Below are 19030 nucleotides of genomic sequence, written 5' to 3'. Positions count from 1 at the left end.
GAGCGCAGCAAGAGCGCTGGCAAAGCAGGCGGGATGGCGCTGGCAACGAGGGCTGCGGTTGTGTCGGTGGAACATCAAGAAGGCAAGCGAACAGGCGGATCAAGGCGACGGCGGCGGGGGCGGGGGCGGAATGCGAATCACGGCGCGCTGTTGCAACGCCTCGTGCAGAAGACGAATCTCATCGTCGGTGATCGCCTCGACGCGATAGCCCTCCTCCAGCACCATGCCCGGCTCGACAAGGACGTCTTTGTTCTGGCGGGCGAGATAGATTTTCTGGTGTCCATCGGGATCGAGCATGCGTCCGAGATATCGATAGTCCAGCGCAGGGGCTTGAGGGGGCGATGGCGGCGCTGCAGCAGTGGGAAGCGGCAACGCTGCCGGAGGCGGCTGAGGCACCGCAATGCCAGCCGCGGGCAAGGTGGCAAACGGGTCGCGCTCTGCGGCCTCTAGTGGAAATTCCGGCAAGCGCGTCGGCAGTGCGATTGCCGAACGCTGAACCGCAATGCCTGTTTTGGGGGCGATTCCGGGCGCTTCCGAAGCCGTACGGCCGGCGCTCGATGGAACCGCCACAGCCTCAACCGCTGGATCAGCCGAGTACACCAAGGCCCCCAGCGATGCCACGGCAGACAGGCCCAATGCCCAGCGCAAACCTGGGCGCACCCGGCTGAACCCGCCAGCCAGCGATATCAGCGATCGTTTTGCCATCGTCCTGGCCGTCACGGCGCTCCACGCACAGCGGCCGTTGGTTCCATGCAGTCGTAAGTAATGTCAGAAGCACGCGCATCTGTCTGCTCACCCGACATTGGGGCAGAACGCTCCCCTTCCGACCTTGGGCAGGTCAGCCAAACTGCAACAACGTGCGCGTCAACATTCGATTCAGCAGGCGACGCGGACAAGTCGCGCGCTTTCCCTGTAGAAATCAAATTAGTTGCATTACCCGGCTGGGGCGAGCGAATCATCGACAACCGCTGCAAAACGGCCGACTGTGAATCCCGCGTCAACAAATCAGCCAGTACGTTCTTGACTGAACCGTATGAACCGCGCAGGCGAAAGTCGATAGTCAAGCGCCCCAATGCGTGCGCTGATGGCAGCTGCTGGGTGGAGGAAATTCCGACGACCTGAACCCCGTACCGGTCGACCGCTTCCTGCAAATGCATCGCGATGCGCGGGAAAGGCTGAATCGAAGGCAAGCGGGTGACGAACGGGACACTGCCTCCCGGTGACCGGGCGCTGTTCAGTTGTCCCCGCATTGCAGGGACCGCATCATTCGCCCTCTGCAGTTGAGCCCATATAGCATCGGCAGCGCGAGTTAGCGCGACGTATATCGCAAGCCCAAAAAACAAAGGCATTAGGATTGCCGCCGCGGAACACGCATTACCTCTATTAACAAAAATAGAAAGCAATCTTTTCGCCATTTCAGTGCACCTTTGAAATGACCACTTTAGCACTTCAGCTTCGACCAGCGAGTCGGATGCGGCCACGTAAGTGGCCTGGCCTCCATTCACAAAACTCCAACATTTTACCTGGCCAATGCTATGCAGCATCGTAAACCGACATCGTCGATTTAAAAAAGTCCCACTGCCGGCTCCCAGCAGTAAACACCGCCGCCTGCCTCAGGCCACCCTATTCAAACATCAACCTTGATAAGAGCCACCTAAATTCAATACCATGAGAGCGAAAGAGTTCTAGCAGAAAGTCTGCGACTACTTATTCAAATCTGCCCAGCTCCAAGTTCTATTCCGAAAAATTCGCAAGACTCGTAAGCGACTCGAACATAGAAAATCAAAACTGTCGAATCTGTAACATTTGCTCCGCCGTCAGGCCGATTACACGCACACCCAATAGCGTCTCTAATTTCAAATAAAATTCGGCTTGATCACATTGAATTATTCGCCCAGCCTCTTCCATCCCCCCCAAATCCACTTCAACGAAATCGTCCCCGTAACCGACAGAAAACGGCACCTCCGCGTCAATACGCAGCCCATAGGCCTCGTTTAAAAAGTCTTTGGTAAGAAGGTTAAGAATTGGCAAGCCTAGAGTCCTAGGCAATCCCGTCGCCGCTTTCGGCCGATGAATAGAATCAACAGAAATTAGCGCCATCCCGCGGATGGTCATATCTTCTTGATCCAATAGAAATTCAAATAACGATTCACTAAAGTTCCCGAACCGAAGGCGCGCGATTTTTATCAGATCCGCGTATGAGCGCCATCGAAGCGGCACATATCCATCAATATCAATATGACAAACGGGAGCCATTCGTGCGACATTCGATACTTGGACGGTTTTAATCATTTGATGGGTTGGGCATGGATAAGAGCTGGGAGCTGCCCTTCGGCCCGAGGAGCCGCAAATTTCAGCTCCCATCTACCGACCCGTACGATAGTGGCAGGAATTCCATTTTGAGTTGCTTCGGCAACGGCTGCGCGAAGACCTGGAAGAATTTGCATTTGAATTCTCAATGCAATCGCTTCGTGGCTCAAGCCACGTGAAGCCAAGTTTACCGCCATTTCCGCAATGTGTTCAGACGCATTGGGATGAACCCACACGCGCGCGTTACCAGCAGCCAATTCAAATGACCTTGGAATCACGGTTCCTTCGAATACAGGCTGGGTGGCCGAAATGTAGCGCCAAATGCCGATACCTTTCAAAAGGTCAATTGCAAAGAGGTCCGCTGAGGAAAGAACGCTCAGAGACACCTTAGCGGAGGTTAAATAGGCTTCGCGAAAAGCGTTCCAAGCGCCCGCTTGAGCTTCCGCAAGATGTTGCTGGAGGCGTCCTTGCGGACTGTCATCAAAACCCTGCGCCCGTGCCATCAGCGTGCGTTGATCAATGCATACGCCAGCCGAGCAGCGCTCTACCGGTGAGCCATTATTCGCCGAGTTTGCCGACTTCTCCCTAGACTGCTGGGCGGGACCGCTATTTGAGCCTGCCTCCGCAGGATTGGCAGCACCGTTATTAAGGCCATCAAAAAACTTATTCAGCGCAAACTTTGCATCGAACACGCAATTCAAATTTCCATAGCCTTGCTTCTTGCAATAGTCTTTCGCAAGGTCATTCACGACATCTTCCTGCGTCTTCTTCTTCTCAGCCTCCTCTTTCGAAAAGCCGGTGGGATCCGTCATATTCGTCGGGTTGTTCCAGGCGTAGCTATATCGGTTATAGCTCTGGCTATGCTCGGGTTCCTGAATGATCGGATCGGCACTGACAAACCTGGCTAGATAGGGGTCATACACGCGCCCGTTCATGTGGACCATGTCGACGTTGTCCAGCATTTCATGGCCCGTGAAACCGCGGTTGTCGGCCTGCCCATCCAAGGTATCCGGCGTGGCCGTGCCGTCCAGCGTACGGCGCTTGCCCCAGGCGTCGTAAGCCAGCTTCTCACGGAACTGCCCGTCGGCCTGGCTGATCGCGATCACGCTGCCCAGCCGGTCCGTATGCGTCCACAGCAGGTCGCTCGATGGTGCGCCAGGCCGATCAATCTCCACACCCAGGCCCATCGGCCAGTAGGTCTTGAGCGTTATGCCGCCGCTGGCATTGGTTTCCTGCTCCATCGCGCCCATGTACAGCACGGTTGTGCCATCACTGCGCGTCTGCCGTGCACGCTGATGTTCCGGCCCGAACGCGAACTGGCTCCAGGCGCTGCCCTTCGCAATACGGCTGGGCATGTCGAAGCTGCTCCAAACCAGCGACGTGCCGTTGGGCCCCGACATCAGGTTGCCGTTGTCGTCGTAAACGTAGTTACCGCTCTGGGCCGTGACGGCGGTGACCGCATGCGGCCGCGGTTGCCCAGCGGCTGGGTAGGTGTAGGTGCCAACACCGGTCTTGGACACCAGGTTGCCAATATCGTCGTAGTTGAAGACCTGCTGCGGCTGGCCCGTGACCTGCGAGGTTTTCAGACGCTGCAGCGGGTCGTAATCGAACGATTCAACGAAGCCTGTCGCCTCCCCCCACAGCACGCGCAGCACGACGTTACCCAACGGGTCGTATTGATAACCCTCATTCAGTATGGCGGCGCCTGAACCGCGCTCCACCGAGGCGCTGCTCACTCGGCCCGAATTCGGGTTGACCGCCGTGAACCGGATCAGCCCGTTGCCCAGGTCAGCTTGGCGCACCCGGCCTGCAGCGTCCTGCTGCTGAATCGTCCAGAGCGACGTCGCGCCCCGGTCGAGCCCAGCCAGGTAGCCGGTGGGGCTGTAGCGGTAGCTGAACGTCTTGGCGGCGTCACTGCCGCGTTGGTGGCTGATCGCGGCGGTGCGACCCTTGTCGTCATAGGTTGCCTTGCTCGACTGGACCACGCTGTTCAGTGTGATGGTGGTCGTATCCGGGCGGCCCAATGCATCAAAGGTGTGCTGACGCCGGTAGTCTTTCTGCTGGCCCTGCAGGGTGTATGCCTCGGCCAATTGACCGATGCCCTTGGTGGCCGTGTCGTACACCCAGCGGCTCTCCAGATCCGGCTCATGGCGCGCGGTCATCCGGTCCAGCGAGTCAAAGTCCATCGTCGTGACCTGCGCCTTGGCCGACGTCTGCTTCCAGACGCGGCCGGGCGGGTCGACCTCATACTTGGTGATGCCGAGGTCAGGGTCCGACAGCTGGGTGCGGCGACCCAGGCGGTCCAACACAACGACGACCTCGTTACCCATCGGGTCACGCGTCTTGGTCAGGCCACCGAATGGATCACGCTCAAAGCGAGTTTCTTTGCCATTGGCATCCACCGCACGCTTCAGCAAGCCCAGCGCATCACGATAGTTGTCGATGCTGTGGCTCTTGGCGTTGGTGGTGGTGACGCGAAGGCCACGGTAGGTCGTGATCTGTGAACGCTCCGTGCCGGCCTCGTCCAGCGAGGTGACCGAGGTCGGCCGGTTCAGGTCGTCGTAATCCGTACGGGACGCCAGCGTGGCCGACGCAGTCACATCATGTGGCTGGTCCACCTCTTTCAAGCGGCCGCGCACGTCATATCGCTGGTCCGCCACGACCACTTGGCCCTGCAATCCATTTGTGCGCTTGCGCAGGACGTGGCCGGCGCTGTCGGCGTAAGTGATGCTGGGAACGCCGTAACGCTGACCACCTTGGTATTGATCGACCACGGTTGCTTGAACAGCGCCGGGCGGGCATTCCGCGTCGCACTGCACGATGACGTTCCTCGTCTCGGTGCCGTCTGCGCGCTGTTCCTTCGTGATGCGACCGAAGGCATCGACCGTCCAGTTCGTGACGATGCCGTTCGGCGACGTTGCCTGGGTCACCCCGCCATGCCGAGGGTCGTACTGCTTGGCTTCTTCATGGCCCAGAGGGTTGGTCGCCTTCAGGATGAAACGACCGTTCGGGTCCAACTGCGTGGAATTGGAAGTGCGCTGCACCAGCTGGCCGGTTTGAGGGTCGGTCCACGATTGCCGCGTGCCGGTCACCAGACCATACAAGTTGCCGGTGCGCAAAGACTCCGTCACGAGACGGTAGGCCGGGGCATCCGGCTCAACCGTCTGCTTGGACAGCTGGCCCTTGGCGTCGAACTCCGCGGTGCTCGTACGAGTGACGGACACGCCGGCGCGGGTCTTCTTGACCTCGACACGCGTTGGCAAGCCGAGCAACCAATCGGCAGTGCGGTTCTCGTAGGTGGTTGTCGTGCCGGATACGAAGGTCTCGCTATCGGCTGATGCGGTCTCCGTGACCTGCGTTGCGTTGCCCCAGCCATCGCCATAAACCCAGGCCGTGGCAACCGTTCCCAGCGGATCGCCGCTGAGATCGTTCTTCGTCACCGTCTGCGTCTTGGTGAACGGGAAACGCGTGGTACGGCCGTTCGGATGAGCGATCGACTGCGAATCCAGTTCACTGCGACTGTCAACGAGCACGACGCCCGATGCCGCAGTTTGGCGCATCGCCGTGCGCATACCGATGGTGGGCCAAGTTTGGCTGAACCAGGTCGTGGTGGTCACGCCACTGGCGACGTCCAGTGCCTCCATGCGACCGTACCCCAGGAAACCGCGGCCAGATTGGTCCGAACGAGCGCCCGCATAGCGGTAGCGCGTCTCCAGCCAGCCGCCCTGGCCATTGCCGACCTTGACGGCGCTGACCACTTGGTCGATCAACGGCACGGGCTTCTGCGGATAGACCGTGGCACTCAGGTTGCCGTCGGGGTCGACGGCGTCGCGGGTGTAGACACTCGGATCGCCATGCGTGGAGTAGACGATGCGCGTGGGCAGGCCAACGCCGTTGGTGACTTGCACAAGTCGGTCCAGCGCCTCGCCGTCCTTGGCCAGGCGCGCATGCTCCAACACCTCCCAGTGGCCGCCCGCCTGGTAGTAGACGACTTCGGGATGCCCGTCGCCGGTCAGATCCAAGAAGAAGAGGCGCGACTGTTGCCAGTCGGTTGGAGGATTGGGGCTGAGTCCGGCAGGCTGCGGTGGCATGGCCCACGGCTTGCAGTCCATGGATCCGCCAAAACGGATCAAACAGGCCTGCGGCGGAGTGTTGAGACCCGCCTTGGGCCGGGCCGTCAGCGCTCGCGGCACGCCGTCGCCTTCAATGTTGCCGACGTACCAGTCCGGCGTCAGGAACGCCTCAGTTCGGTTTTCGCAGAACGGCGACCCGCTGCCCGTCATCAGGCACAGGCGCCTCGTCAGCGGAGTTGAGGGTGTCGGGCCGTAGAGGAACAAGAAGTCGGTCAACCCGTCGCCGTTGATGTCGCCAGCAACGCCGACAGCGCTTGCTCGATAGTCAGGTGGCGTGTTGACGGTGTATTGCGACGGAACACCGTAGTCATGCAGCAAGGAGTAGGACGAGGTGACAGGCCCACCAGCCTCAGCCGAATAGCCCCGGCCAGCGATATAGGGTTCAGTGAACGTCCAGAAGTTGCCTTCCGCGTTGTAGACGGCTTGGCCGGCTGTAATGAAGTCCAGCCGTCCATCACCGTCCAAGTCAGCGGTCGCCAGCGGAGAAAACTGCGTGAAGCTGCTCTGTCCGGGGCCCAGATCAATGCCCGCGCCGGCAGCCTGCACCTGGCATGTGAAGCCTGTCCCTGTCGAGATGCAACTGCGCTGTGTGCCCATGTTGCCGTCACCAGGACTGCCTCCCGAGAAATACAGGTCGTCACGACCGTCTGCGTTGAAGTCGTAGACGACGCGCTGAGTGGCATTTACCCCATCCACGGCCCAGTCCGTGCAGGAGAAGGTTCCGCCCTGGCGCAGGCGCGAGTAGCAGATCTTCCAACCGTTCAACACTTCGTTCGTGACCTGGACCACGCCGTACATGTCGAGGTTTCCGCGCGCCATCAGCACATCGGTTTGGCCGTCGCCGTCGAAATCGCCCACCTCGACGATAGCCATCTGCGCGTCCAGGCCGGCAAACGGCTGCGAGGTGACGAAGCTCGTTCCCGTGCTGCGATATAGCGTGATGCCTGCGCCTCCGAAACGCGTCATGACATCGGCACGGCCATCGCCATCAAAGTCGCCGGACACAAACATTTCGTCCTGCGCATGACCTGCGGTGGCAGAGGTATTGGCACGGAAGCGGTCTTCCAGCACCGGCCCGTTCCAAGTGCCTTTGCTGACAAAGGCACGCGACTTGGCCGAATCGGGCTCACCCCATTGGAACGTGGTCGCAGGCAGGCATCCGTCTACAGGCGAGCATGCCTGCACGCTGGCCAACATGCTGCGCCCACTGCTCGGGCTGGTGCCGTAACTCAGCGTGTACTGGAGCGCCTGCACTGGCGTGGCCGTACTTGTGTTCGTCCACGTGGTGACGGTTTTCAGACGCTGGCGCAGGTCTGCACGATCACCGGCGAAAAACTGCGTTTCCGTATCGGGACGGCTCTCGTAGCCAAACACAGCCTTCGCGAAATGGCTTTGCGGCAAGTTGCTATTTGCGCCCCAAGAGATCTGGGACAGCAGTTGCTCACCGGTTTGCGTGTCGCGGGTGTATTGATACTCGATGGTGTTGCCGTTGCGGTCTTGGCTTTTTGCCAAAGGCCAGTTGCGGACGACGCTCGACGGCGGCAGCGTCGGGTTCAGCGCGTTTGTACTGACGTACTGATGAATGCGCCCGTCCTTGGCATAGACGGTGAAGCCGTCGTTCACACGCTGCACGCGGACGAAGGCGTCGATCTCCGTGCGGTACCCCGCGTTCGCAGCCCAATAGCGGGTATTGAACTCATCCGCAGTCTGTGCGCTGGATGTGTCAGGGCCGACCAGTTCCAACCGTTTGCCATCGAGGCAAAGCCGGTCTTTGGTGTTCAACCGCAGTGCGTCACCACGCCCATCCTGGGCAAGCGTCGGCGGGCAACGCGCAATGCCCGATTGCCCGCCGATATTCCAACCCACCCCCGCAATGCCGTTGCCGGCACCGCCGCCGTAATCGAGCGAGACCGCTGGTGTCATGGCAAGCACCCCGGGCGGCATTGCCAATTGCAACGAATAGGACGCCTTGCTGCCATTGACCTGAACGGCTCCCGGCAGGGAACCCGCCTTGGCGTTGCCGAGATGGGGCACCGTCACCTGCACGGTCTGCACAGCAACACTGACCACCACTCCTGGTGAGGTGCTGACATTGTGGTTGCTGTCGCCAACATAGCGCGCAGTCAACGTATGTGCACCGACTGAAGACAGGGGAACGGTGCTTGACGCCTTACCCGCCAGCAAAGGTACGGTACCAGCAGATTTCGTTCCATCAAAGAAGTCGACCCTGCCCGTTGGCGATGTGCCCATAACGGTTGCAGTCAGTTTGACGGTCTGGTCTGGCTGAACGCTGCCGGCGCTGGAAACGAGCGTGACTGTGCTGTCGCGCTTGACGACGGACAGCGCAACAGCCACCGATGTCACTGCGCTGTTATTGGCGTCCCCCCCATACGAAACAGTGAGGCTGCGGCTGCCGACCGTCGTAAAACTGGCGTCGAACACCGCGCTGCTCCCGACCACCGGGACTGCGGAGGCAATCACTGAACCATTGCTGAGGAAAGAAACGGTACCGGTTGGAGCGGAACCTCCCGCGCCAGTGAGTGTTGCAGTCAATCGGACGGACTGACCAACCTTGACTGACGATGCCGCCAGAGTCAGGGCGACACCGGCCGATTGCTTCTGCACCGACACCGACTGAGCGCCGGAAGTGCTGGCGGTGTGGTTGACATCACCGCCATATGAAACGGTCAGTGATCGCACACCGCTGCTGGCGAAACTGGTCGCGAACGACGCCGTGCCATTGCTTAAGGGCACCGCCGCCCCAAGCGGCGTGCCGTCGGCAAGGAACGTCACGCTGCCAGTTGGGTTCGAACCCGCCACAGTAGCCGTCAGCGTGGTGCTCTCGCCTACAAGAGGTGTCACGTTTCCAACCGCGAGGGCAGTGACACTTGATCGCTTGCCGACATTGACGCTAAGCGTCGTTGCGGTGGCGGTGGCGTTGTTCGCATCGCCGGAATAGGTTGCGCTGATCGACCGGCTGCCTGCTGTCGAGTAGCTCGTCGTGAACGAAGCATTACCGGACGCCACGACCACTGGCGCCCCGAGCGGCGTGCCGTTGTCGACAAATTGCACTGTGCCGGTCGGAGAAGTGCCCGTCACCGTCGCCGTGTAGGTCACCGACTGGGAGACTGCAGGCGATGCCGGCGAACTCGCCAGGCTGACGGCGGCGGCGGCCTTCACGCCAACAGCAACACTCGACGAAGTTGAAATGGCGTTGTTCGCGTCGCCGCTGTATGCAGCCGTGATGGCGTAGCTGCCGGCGGCGGCGAAACTGGTGTTGAACGATGCGGCGCCGTTCGACAGCGCAACCGTCTGCAGCGGCGTGCCATTGCTATGGAACGTCACACTACCGCCAGGCGATGAACCAGTAACCGTGGCCGAGAGCGTCGTCGATTGGTTGACGGCCAATGCCGTCGCGCTGACGCTGACGCTCGTCGAACTCGCCCCCTTCTGCGTCGTGACTACAGTGCCGCCCGACAGGCTGCCGGCATTGTTTGCATCGCCGTTGTAGCGCGCCGTGATGGTGCGAGCGCCAGCCGTCGCGAAGGTGGCGCTGGTCGAAGCGTTGCCACCGGACAGTGAAATGGGCGAGCCAAGCGTGGCGCCGTCGGCCAGGAAGGTGACGGTCCCCGTCGGGTTGGTGCCACTTACGGATGCGGACAGCGTCACCGGCTGGTTCAGACCCGGCGTAGCAGTCCCAGCAGAGACGCTGGTGGAGGTCGAGCGAGGCACCACCGTTACGGTCAGCGTTGAGGCCGTTGCGGCAGTGTTATTGCCGTCACCGGCATAGCTCGCGCCAATTACATGACTGCCCGCGGTGGCGTAGCTGGTCGTGACAGACGCGCTACCGTTCGATAGCGTCACAGCGCTGCCCACCGGAGATCCGTTGTCGCTGAACTGGATCGTCCCCGACGGCGATGATCCGGTCACCGTCGCCGTGTACGTCACGGAACCGGAAACAGCCGGAGAGGCAGGGCTGCTTGACAATACAACGCTTGCAGACGCCTTTACGCCAACGCTCACGGAGCCCGACGTGGATGCGACATTGTTGCTGTCCCCGCTGTACTCAGCAGTAATGGCGTAGCTTCCAGCCGCAGCAAAACTGGTGTTGAGCGAGGCCGCTCCGCTCGAAAGCGCTACCGTCTGCAGCACCGCACCGTTGCTGCGGAACGTCACGCTGCCGCCGGGCGATGAACCGACAACCGTGGCCGAGAGCGTCGTCGATTGGTTGACGACCAACGCCGTCGCGCTGACGCTGACACTCGTCGAACTCGCCCCCTTCTGCACCGTGACTACCGTGCCACCCGACAGGCTGCCGGCATTGTTTGCATCGCCGTTGTAGCGGGCCGTGATGGTGCGAGCACCAGCCGTCGCGAAGGTGGCGCTGGTCGAAGCGTTGCCACCGGACAGTGAAATGGGCGAGCCAAGCGCGACGCCGTCAGCCAGGAAGGTGACGGTCCCCGCCGGGTTGGTGCCACTTACGGATGCAGACAGCGTCACCGGCTGGTTCAGGCCTGGCGCTGCGGTCCCAGCAGAGACGCTGGTGGATGTCGAGCGGGGCACCACCGCTACGGTCAGCGTCGAGGCCGTTGCTGCAGTGTTATTGCCGTCACCGGCATAGCTCGCGCCGATTGCATGATTGCCCGCGGTGGCGTAGCTGGTCGTGAAAGACGCGCTACCGTTCAACAGCGTCACAGCGCTGCCTAGCGGAGATCCGTTGTCGTTGAACTGGACCCCTCCCGACGGCGATGATCCGGTCACGGTTGCTGTGTACGTCACGGAACCGGAAACAGCCGGAGAGGCAGGGCTGCTTGACAATACAACGCTCGCAGGCGCTTTGACGCCAATGCTCACGGAGCCAGACGTGGATGCGACATTGTTGGTGTCTCCACTGTATTCCGCCGTAACCGCGTAGGTGCCGGCGTTGGGCAGGCTGGTCGTGAGAGACGCAGAACCGTTGCTGACGGCAACCGTCTGCAGCACTGTGCCTGCGGACTTGAACGTCACCGTCCCGCCCGGGCTGGCGCCACTGACGGCCGCGGACAACGTGAACGATTGGTTCGTCAGTACGCTGGTGCTGCTCGCGTTGAGCGACACCGATGTCTGGCGCTTCTGAACAACGATCGTCACGCTTGACGAAGTGGACCCCTGGTGACTGCTGTCGCCGCTGTAAGTTGAAGAAACGTAGTACCAACCTGGATCGGCGAAGGACATTGCCAAACTGCCCTGCCCGCCACTAAGCGTGACCGCCGTACCAGCCTTACCATCCTCACGGATGGTGACGGTGCCGGTTGGCGTGCTTCCACCGGTCACCTGTGCACCAACCATGACTTGCAGGCCGACCTGCACGGGGTTCGGAGATGCTGTGGTGGTCGTTTGAGTGGCCGATAGAACGGGGCCGGTCGAGGTGATCTGAATCTGCGTGCTTCGCTCGCGACCTTGCTGGTCTGCCACCACCGCCTTCAGCACATAGGTCCCTGCGGTCAATGCGCCAAGGTCGAACTGCGCGGTAGCCTCTGCAACATTTACCGGCGTATAGCGCTGGTATCGGCTGAGCGTGCCGTTGACGTAGAGACGAATCTCGTAGATCAACGAGGTATGAGGTGCATCGATAGGGGCGTAGTCGCTCGCATCAACGATCACAGAGACCGGCGTTGTCGTTGAGAACGACTGCCCTGCAGCGGGTGAGCGGATCGAAATATCCGGGGCTGCGCAGAACCACTCGGTGCCGTCTTGATAACAGCCGGCTGTGGCCAGCGTAGGCGCCAGCACCATCAGAAGAAGAACCCAGAGCCGGAGCAGTGCAGCCACGACGCGGCTAGAACGCCCAGATACGTCGCAATGGCGCTGACTTGCAACGCGGTCGGCGCGTTGCCCTTGATCGATCTTGTTCACTAACCTCCCTCATGCGTTGCTGGATAGCACCAAGCAATCACATCCTCATAACCTTTTTGTGCGGCGCATTCTGAGCGAACGCACGAATGGCGCTCGCCAGGGTTAACCCGAGCGAATCCGTTCGACGGAGCAACGAAGTCATGCAGGAGCCGATTCAAACCTGTTGCGGATCTGCTCGCAAAGATGCATGAACGCCATCAGCCAATAGAGCCCCAGATGCAGCGAAGAGGTTGTTCGCCAACTGCGCAGCCTATGGCTTCAACTCTTCGAGCACATAGACCTCTTTAAGCCGAGAAAGTTAAGCCGTTGGTCTGGCTTGCCGAGCCCGATCGGCAATGACGTTCTGAACCGCCCGGCAGCGCGCCTTTGCGATACGCTGCTCACTTGCTGCCAGCGGCAAGCGAAGGCAAAGGAATTCAGTGGGGCAACTGGAAGGCCAGCGTCAGAGACACTTCCTGCCGGGTCTGCTCCTGGCGTTGGCTCTGCTCACCTCGCCATCCCCTGCCCTCGCGCTCGATCCTCCCCTGCAGGTATCCCAATACGCGCACACCTCATGGACGGCTCGGGACGGCGCCTTGCTGGGCCTCGTCTTTGCGATGGCACAAACCCCAGACGGATATCTCTGGGTCGGTGGGTCATTTGGCATGTTTCGCTTCGACGGCCTTCGGTTCGTTCCCTGGCAACCACCGAGAGGCCAGTCGCTGCCAAGCAATCCCTACGCCCTGCTGGTTTCCCGCGACGGCACGCTCTGGATTGGCACCTTCAATGGCCTGGTCAGCTGGAATGGCATCGAGCTGACCCGTTATCCGCAGATCCCCAACGGGTTCGTGACGTCGTTGTTCGAGGACCGCGACGGAACGGTCTGGGCCGGCCTGCTGGGCGAACAGGGACGGCTGTGCGCCATCCGCGCAGGTCAGGCCCAATGTTCCATGCCCGAAGGCGGGTTTGGCCAGTTCGTCTGGAGCCTGGCCGAAGACAAATCCGGGGCGCTGTGGGTGGGTGCGGACTCGGGCCTCTGGCGATGGAAGCCCGGGACGCCGCAACGATTCGAGACGCCAGGCGTGCGAGTGGGCGACCTGAGCACGACCGCCGATGGACAGCTCCTGATTGGCATCCGTGGCGCAGGAATCCAGCGCATCGACGGCGACAGGTTGGTGCCTGCTCCGATGCGAAGCGCTGCCAAGCCCGATGAGTGGCTCTCTGACCGCGACGTCAAGGCCAACAAGTTGTTGCGGGACCGCGATGGCGGACTCTGGATCGGAACCGAAGGCCACGGGATCCTCCATTTGCAGGAGGGCCAGGCCGACGCGTTCACCCGGGCAGACGGCCTCTCCGGGAACATCGCCTGCAGTCTCTTCCAAGACCGCGAGGGCAACATCTGGTTCGGCAGCGAGAAGGGAATAGACCGCTTCCGAAAGCTGCCTGTCACCACCCTCTCCTTGCAACAAGGGCTGCCCAATGACGGCACGAAGTCTGTGCTGGCCACGACGGACGGCAGCGTCTGGGTGGCAACCGGCGATGGACTGGCCCGATGGAAGGGCGCGAGACCGACCGTCTACAGGGAACGCGACGGCCTGCCCGACGCCAGGGTGCAGTCCCTGCACCAGGACGCCGAGGGGCGACTCTGGGTGAGCACGGGCCGTGGCCTCGCCTACTTTGCGAACGACCGCTTCGTCGCCGTCAGCGGTGTGCCCAGCAAAGAGATCTATTCCATCACGGGGGACGGGGCGGGCGACCTCTGGCTTTCAGGCAACGATGGCCTTGCACGGCTGCACAAGGGCCGATTCGCCGAGAACATCCCGTGGGCCGCGCTCGGTCGCCGGCAACAGGCCAAGGTCGTCGTCGCCGACCGAGGTGGCTTGTGGCTGTCCTTCTGGCAGGACGGTGGGGTGTTGTATTTCAAGGACGGCAAGGTCCAGGCCGCCTACACGCCCGCCGAAGGGCTGGGCGCGGGCCACGTCGCCGGTCTCCGGCTCGATGCCGAAGGAGCGGTCTGGGCTGCCACCGAAGAGGGGGGCCTCAGTCGGATCAAGGATGGCCGCGTCGCCACGCTCACGGTCGGCAACGGCCTGCCCTGCAACACGGTGCACTGGTCGACGCTGGACGACGACGGGTCGCTGTGGATGTATGCGTCCTGCGGACTCGTGCGGGTTCTGCGTGATGACCTGGCTGCCTGGATCGCCGACCCGAGCCGCCGGGTCGCCACGAAGGTCTGGGGCGCCGCGGATGGCGTGCCGCTGCTGGCGCTCACGCCGGCCTACTTCAACCCTCCCGTGGCGAAAGGGCCGGACGGCAAGCTCTGGTTTGTGTCGGGCGCAGACGTCCAGGTGATCGCCCCCGACCACCTGCCCTTCAACCCGCTGCCTCCGCCGGTTCACATCGAAGCTCTGCTCGCCGACCACAAGCCCTATGCGGTCGAGAACGGCCTTCGTCTGCCCCCGCTGGTCCGCGACATGACGATCGAGTTCACCGCGCTGAGCCTGGTTGACCCGAAGAGCACGCGCTTTCGCTACAGGCTGGAGGGGCACGACAACGATTGGCAGGAGGCCGTCGACAGGCGCCAGGCCACCTATACCAATCTGCCGCCCGGCAACTATCGCTTCCACGTGAAGGCGTCCAACAACAGCGGCGTGTGGAACGAGGAAGGCGCGCAGCTCGAGTTCGCCATTCCGCCGGCCTTCTACCAAACCACCTGGTTCCGCCTGGCCGGCGCAGTCCTGCTCATCGGCCTGGCATGGAGCGCTTTCCAACTCCGGCTGCACATGCGCATCCGGCGGCTGCATCGGCAGTTGGAGGCGACGCTGGAGGCGCGTATTGCCGAACGCACGCGCATCGCTCGCGACCTGCACGACACCCTGTTGCAGCGTTTTCACGGGCTGCTGCTGCAGTTCCAGGCCGCGCTCAACCTGCTGCCTGATCGCCCGCGCGAGTCGAGGCAGATCCTTGCGGGCGCCATCGACCATGCAGCCGAGGCGATCACGGAGGGCCGCGACACCGTGCAGGGCTTGCGGACCTCGGCGCTGGAGACCAACAACCTGGCGGACGCCTTGCGGGCGCTCGCCGAGGATCTGGCGAACGAGAGCGGTCACGCGGCATCGGCGCATGTCGAAGTGCAGGGAACGCCGCAAGCTCTGCATCCGCTGGTGCGCGACGAGACCTTCCGCATCGCCGGCGAGGCGCTGCGCAACGCCTTCCACCACGCTGATGCAAAGCAGATCCAGGTCGAGATTGGCTACGACGAGCGGCAGCTGTGCGTACGGGTTCGCGACGACGGCAAGGGGATCGACCCGGAAGTGCTGCACGCGGGCGAAAAACAAGGGCACTTCGGGTTGAGCGGCATGCGGGAGCGCGCCGAGCTCGTCGGTGGCAAGCTGACGGTTCGCAGCGGCCCGGGGACAGGAACGGAAGTGGTATTCAGTGCGCCCAGCTCGCAGGCGTACAGTCGGCCAGTACCGGCTCGATCGTGGTTCCTCCACAAGAAGTTCGCACCCAGCGAGGTCGGCGAATGACCGAAGATCTGACCCGCATCCAGGTTCTCTGCGTCGACGATCACCCGATCGTGCGGCAGGGCATCGCGATGCTGCTTTCCGTGGAGCCGGACATGGCCCTCGTGGCGGAAGCGGCGAACGGACGCGAAGCGATTCAGCAATTCCGCGCGCACCGCCCGGACGTCACGCTGATGGACTTGCAGATGCCCGGCATGAGCGGGCTCGACGCGATCGGCGCGATCCGGGCCGAGTTTCCCGAAGCCCGGATCATCGTGCTCACCACCTACGCCGGCGACGCTCAGGCGCAGCGCGCCTTGCAAGCCGGCGCGCGCGGCTACCTTCTGAAGAACGCCTTGCACAAGGAGCTGCTCGACGCCATCCGCGCCGTGCACGCCGGCCGCCACGCGCTTCCGTCGGAAGGGTCATTTGAACTGGCCGAGCAGATCATCGACGACAACCTCACGCCGGCGGAGATCAGCGTCCTGCGATTCATCGCTCAGGGCAACGCCTACACCGAGATCGCCAGGGTGCTCGCGCTCAGCGAGGAGGCGGTCGAAAGCCAGGTGCGAAGCACCCTGTCGAAGCTGGATGCCCGGGATCGCGCGCATGCCGCGACGATCGAACTCGAGCGCGGGATGCTCCAGACCGAGCGCGCCGCCCGGCACGCAGCCGAAGCGGCCAACCGCGCGAAGAGCGAGTTCCTCGCCGGCATGAGCCACGAGCTGCGCACACCGCTGAATGCCGTCCTCGGCTACGCGCAACTGCTGACCATGGAGGGCGGCCTGAGCGCGCGCCAGGCGCGCGGCCTGGACACCATCCACCAGAGCGGGCAGCACCTGCTGGCGCTGATCAACGACATCCTCGACCTGGCGCGCATCGAGGCCGGTCGCACGGACCTGAACCCGGAGCCGGTGCACCTGACCGGCCTGCTGCAGACGGTCGTGAACCTCATGCGGGTGAAGGCAGACGAGAAGCGTCTGGCCTTCGTGTTCGAGGCCGGTGAGGGCTTGCCCGAGGCCGTGCTGGCCGACGAGCGCCGGCTGCGCCAGGTGCTGCTGAACCTGCTGGGCAATGCGATCAAGTTCACCGACACCGGCACGGTAGCGCTGCGCGCCCGTGCCGAGCCGACTGGCCCCGGGCAGGTGTTGCTGCGGCTGGATATCGAGGACACCGGTGTCGGCATGCGCCCCGATGACATGGAACGCATCTTCAAGCCCTTTGAGCAGGTGGGCGACGTGCAGCACCGCAGTGCTGGCACGGGGCTGGGGCTCGCGATCACCCGCGCGTTGGTGAATGACATGGGCGGACAAGTGCAGGTGAGCAGTGAGTTCGGGCGCGGCTCCCGGTTTCGCGTGGAGCTGCCGTTGCCAATAGCGCAGCGGGCGGAGGCCGCGCCTCGCAGGGTGCCCGGCGTGGCGCGCTACGCGGGGCCGCCACGACGCGTGCTGGTGGTCGACGATGTGGCGGCGAACCGCACGCTGATGTGCGATTTCCTCACCAACGCCGGCTTCGAAGTGGCGCAGGCCAGCGATGGCAGCGAACTGCTGGCGGCGGCAAGGAGCTTCCGGCCGGACCTGATCGTGATGGACAGCATGATGCCGTCTGTCGGCGGCGTGGAAGCCACGCGCCGGCTGCGGCGGGACGCCGAGCTGGCCACCGTGCCCGTGATCGCGGTCTCGGCCTCGGCCACCGCCGAGCACCGTGCCACCTGCCTGCAGGCCGGCGTCAACGTGTTCCTGACCAAGCCTGTGTCCCTGGAAGCGCTGCGGGCCCATATCGGAGAGCAGCTCGGCCTGCAATGGCCGCCCACGGCAGGCGCTGACTGATTGAGCGGCGGCATGGTCCGGGCGGGCGCGTTGCGCGCCCTGCCCTCACCCGGCAATCCTCGAGGTTTGAACGACTGAAGCGATTGGATTAGCCTGCATGGCTCACGCTCGCTCGCAAGGAGACCTTTCCATGAAGCTCTACTTCGCCCCTGGCGCCTGTTCGCTGTGCCCACACATCGTGGTGCTGGAAGCAGGCCTGACCGCCGAAACCGTGCAGGTCAATTTGAAGGCCCACCAACTGCTCGATGGCAGCGACTACTACGCCATCAACTCGCGCGGCTATGTCCCGCTGCTGGAACTGGACGACGGCCAGCGCATCACTGAGAACGCAGCCATCGTGCAGTACCTGGCCGAACGCGCGCCCGACCGAGGCCTGCTGCCACCGGCCGGCACCCTGGCACGCACGCGCGTGCAGGAATGGCTGGCCTTCGTCGGCAGCGAACTGCACAAAGGCTTCTCGCCGCTGTTCAATCCGGCCCTGCCCGAAGAGGCCAGGCCGATCTTCAAGAAGAAACTGCTCGATCGCTTTGGCTGGGTAAACCAGCAACTGGCCGGCAAGTCCTACCTGATGGGCGAGGCCTTCACCGTGGCCGACGCCTACCTGTTCGTGATCACCGGCTGGGCCGGCCGCGTCGGCGTGGACATCGCGGGCCTGGAGAACCTGGCGGCCCACCAGGCGCGAACGCGCCAGCGCCCTGAGGTCCAGGCGGCCCTGCAGGCCGAAGGCCAGGCTTGAGACGCAGGACATCGCGTGCCGGACAAAAGCGTGCCGGGCGCCGGCGCGCAGGCCGTGCGGCGCGGGCGCTGCTTGCGACCAACAATGACTGGGACGCCATGCGACACGTCCGACGGGGCGTTGCAGACATATTTCTGGAGGTGATAGAACTCACCGAGCGGCACCACACACCTGCCTGCCACCATCTCGTGTATTCCGGAGCGATCACGCCCCGTGCTGGAACCGGTACTCCTGCGTTAGACCTCCGTACCCGTAGGCTGTTGGCCGGACATCCTGCACGTAGACATAGCTTTCCGGATGCAGTTTGCCGAGCAATTGCGAAAAGGCCTCGAATACCTCGGACACGTAAAGCGCCTTCTCAGCCTTTGTGTTGGTCTCGTCGACAACCTTGATGTCGAAATAGAAGCTGCTCTTTTGCTGCGCCGCCAGCGAAGTGCCTCCGACGATCCAATGGTGAGGGTCGACGTATTCGATGGCAATGGCGGTGAGCTCGGGCTTCTTCTTGAGGATGCGGCTCGTCTTCTCGAGCAGGAGGCTGGCGATGCGGGCGCTCATTTCCGGCGACGGCGTCGCGCTGACTTTGACGTTGATGATGGGCATCGTGTCTCCTGTGTTTAGCAATGCAACAAAGTGAATTGCCGC

General features: G+C 62.6%; 8 protein-coding genes. 3 read left to right on the top strand and 5 right to left on the bottom strand.

Features of this window, described 5'->3' with window-relative positions; genetic code table 11:
* Window positions 1-99 precede the first annotated feature (99 nt).
* The 4 genes from ASC91_RS05075 to ASC91_RS28725 all read right to left on the bottom strand — a co-directional run bounded on the left by ASC91_RS05075 (window position 100) and on the right by ASC91_RS28725 (window position 12338).
* A complete protein-coding gene (locus tag ASC91_RS05075) occupies window positions 100-297 on the bottom strand; it encodes a hypothetical protein (protein WP_056193252.1) in 198 nt (65 codons plus the stop codon).
* A 419-nt stretch (window positions 298-716) separates the two neighbouring features.
* Window positions 717-1481, bottom strand: coding sequence for a hypothetical protein (locus tag ASC91_RS29245; RefSeq protein WP_157281179.1), 765 nt, complete (start codon window positions 1479-1481; stop codon window positions 717-719).
* Window positions 1482-1782: 301 nt separating this feature from the next.
* Entirely contained in the window at window positions 1783-2292 is a 510-nt protein-coding gene (locus ASC91_RS05070) for a hypothetical protein (RefSeq protein WP_157281177.1), read from the bottom strand.
* Window positions 2289-12338: an Ig-like domain repeat protein gene (locus tag ASC91_RS28725; RefSeq protein ID WP_157281175.1), complete on the bottom strand. Its 10050-nt coding sequence runs from the start codon at window positions 12336-12338 to the stop codon at window positions 2289-2291. Before ASC91_RS28725 ends, ASC91_RS05070 begins: the two co-directional genes overlap by 4 nt.
* A 419-nt stretch (window positions 12339-12757) precedes the next feature.
* Here ASC91_RS28725 and ASC91_RS05045 point away from each other — a divergent pair, with 419 nt between their 5' ends.
* The 3 genes from ASC91_RS05045 (at window position 12758) to gstA (ending at window position 18388) form a co-directional block, all read left to right on the top strand.
* Window positions 12758-15847, top strand: coding sequence for a sensor histidine kinase (locus ASC91_RS05045; protein WP_157281173.1), 3090 nt, complete (start codon window positions 12758-12760; stop codon window positions 15845-15847).
* Window positions 15844-17652 carry a response regulator gene (locus ASC91_RS05040; protein WP_056193230.1) on the top strand — a complete coding sequence of 603 codons (1809 nt, stop codon included), beginning with the start codon at window positions 15844-15846 and terminating at the stop codon, window positions 17650-17652. The genes ASC91_RS05045 and ASC91_RS05040 overlap by 4 nt, the downstream gene beginning before the upstream one ends.
* A 130-nt stretch (window positions 17653-17782) precedes the next feature.
* Complete coding sequence (gstA, locus tag ASC91_RS05035; RefSeq protein WP_056193227.1) at window positions 17783-18388, top strand: glutathione transferase GstA; 606 nt, start codon at window positions 17783-17785, stop codon at window positions 18386-18388.
* A 204-nt stretch (window positions 18389-18592) separates the two neighbouring features.
* On the opposite strand, the gene ASC91_RS05030 is transcribed toward gstA, so the two are convergent.
* Window positions 18593-18988: a 4-oxalocrotonate tautomerase family protein gene (locus ASC91_RS05030; protein ID WP_056193224.1), complete on the bottom strand. Its 396-nt coding sequence runs from the start codon at window positions 18986-18988 to the stop codon at window positions 18593-18595.
* Window positions 18989-19030 lie beyond the last annotated feature (42 nt).

This window comes from Pelomonas sp. Root1237 (assembly GCF_001425055.1).
GTDB lineage: Bacteria > Pseudomonadota > Gammaproteobacteria > Burkholderiales > Burkholderiaceae_C > Pelomonas.
Note: the sequence above shows the minus strand (reverse complement) of the source record. Positions and strands in the feature narration are given on the sequence as shown.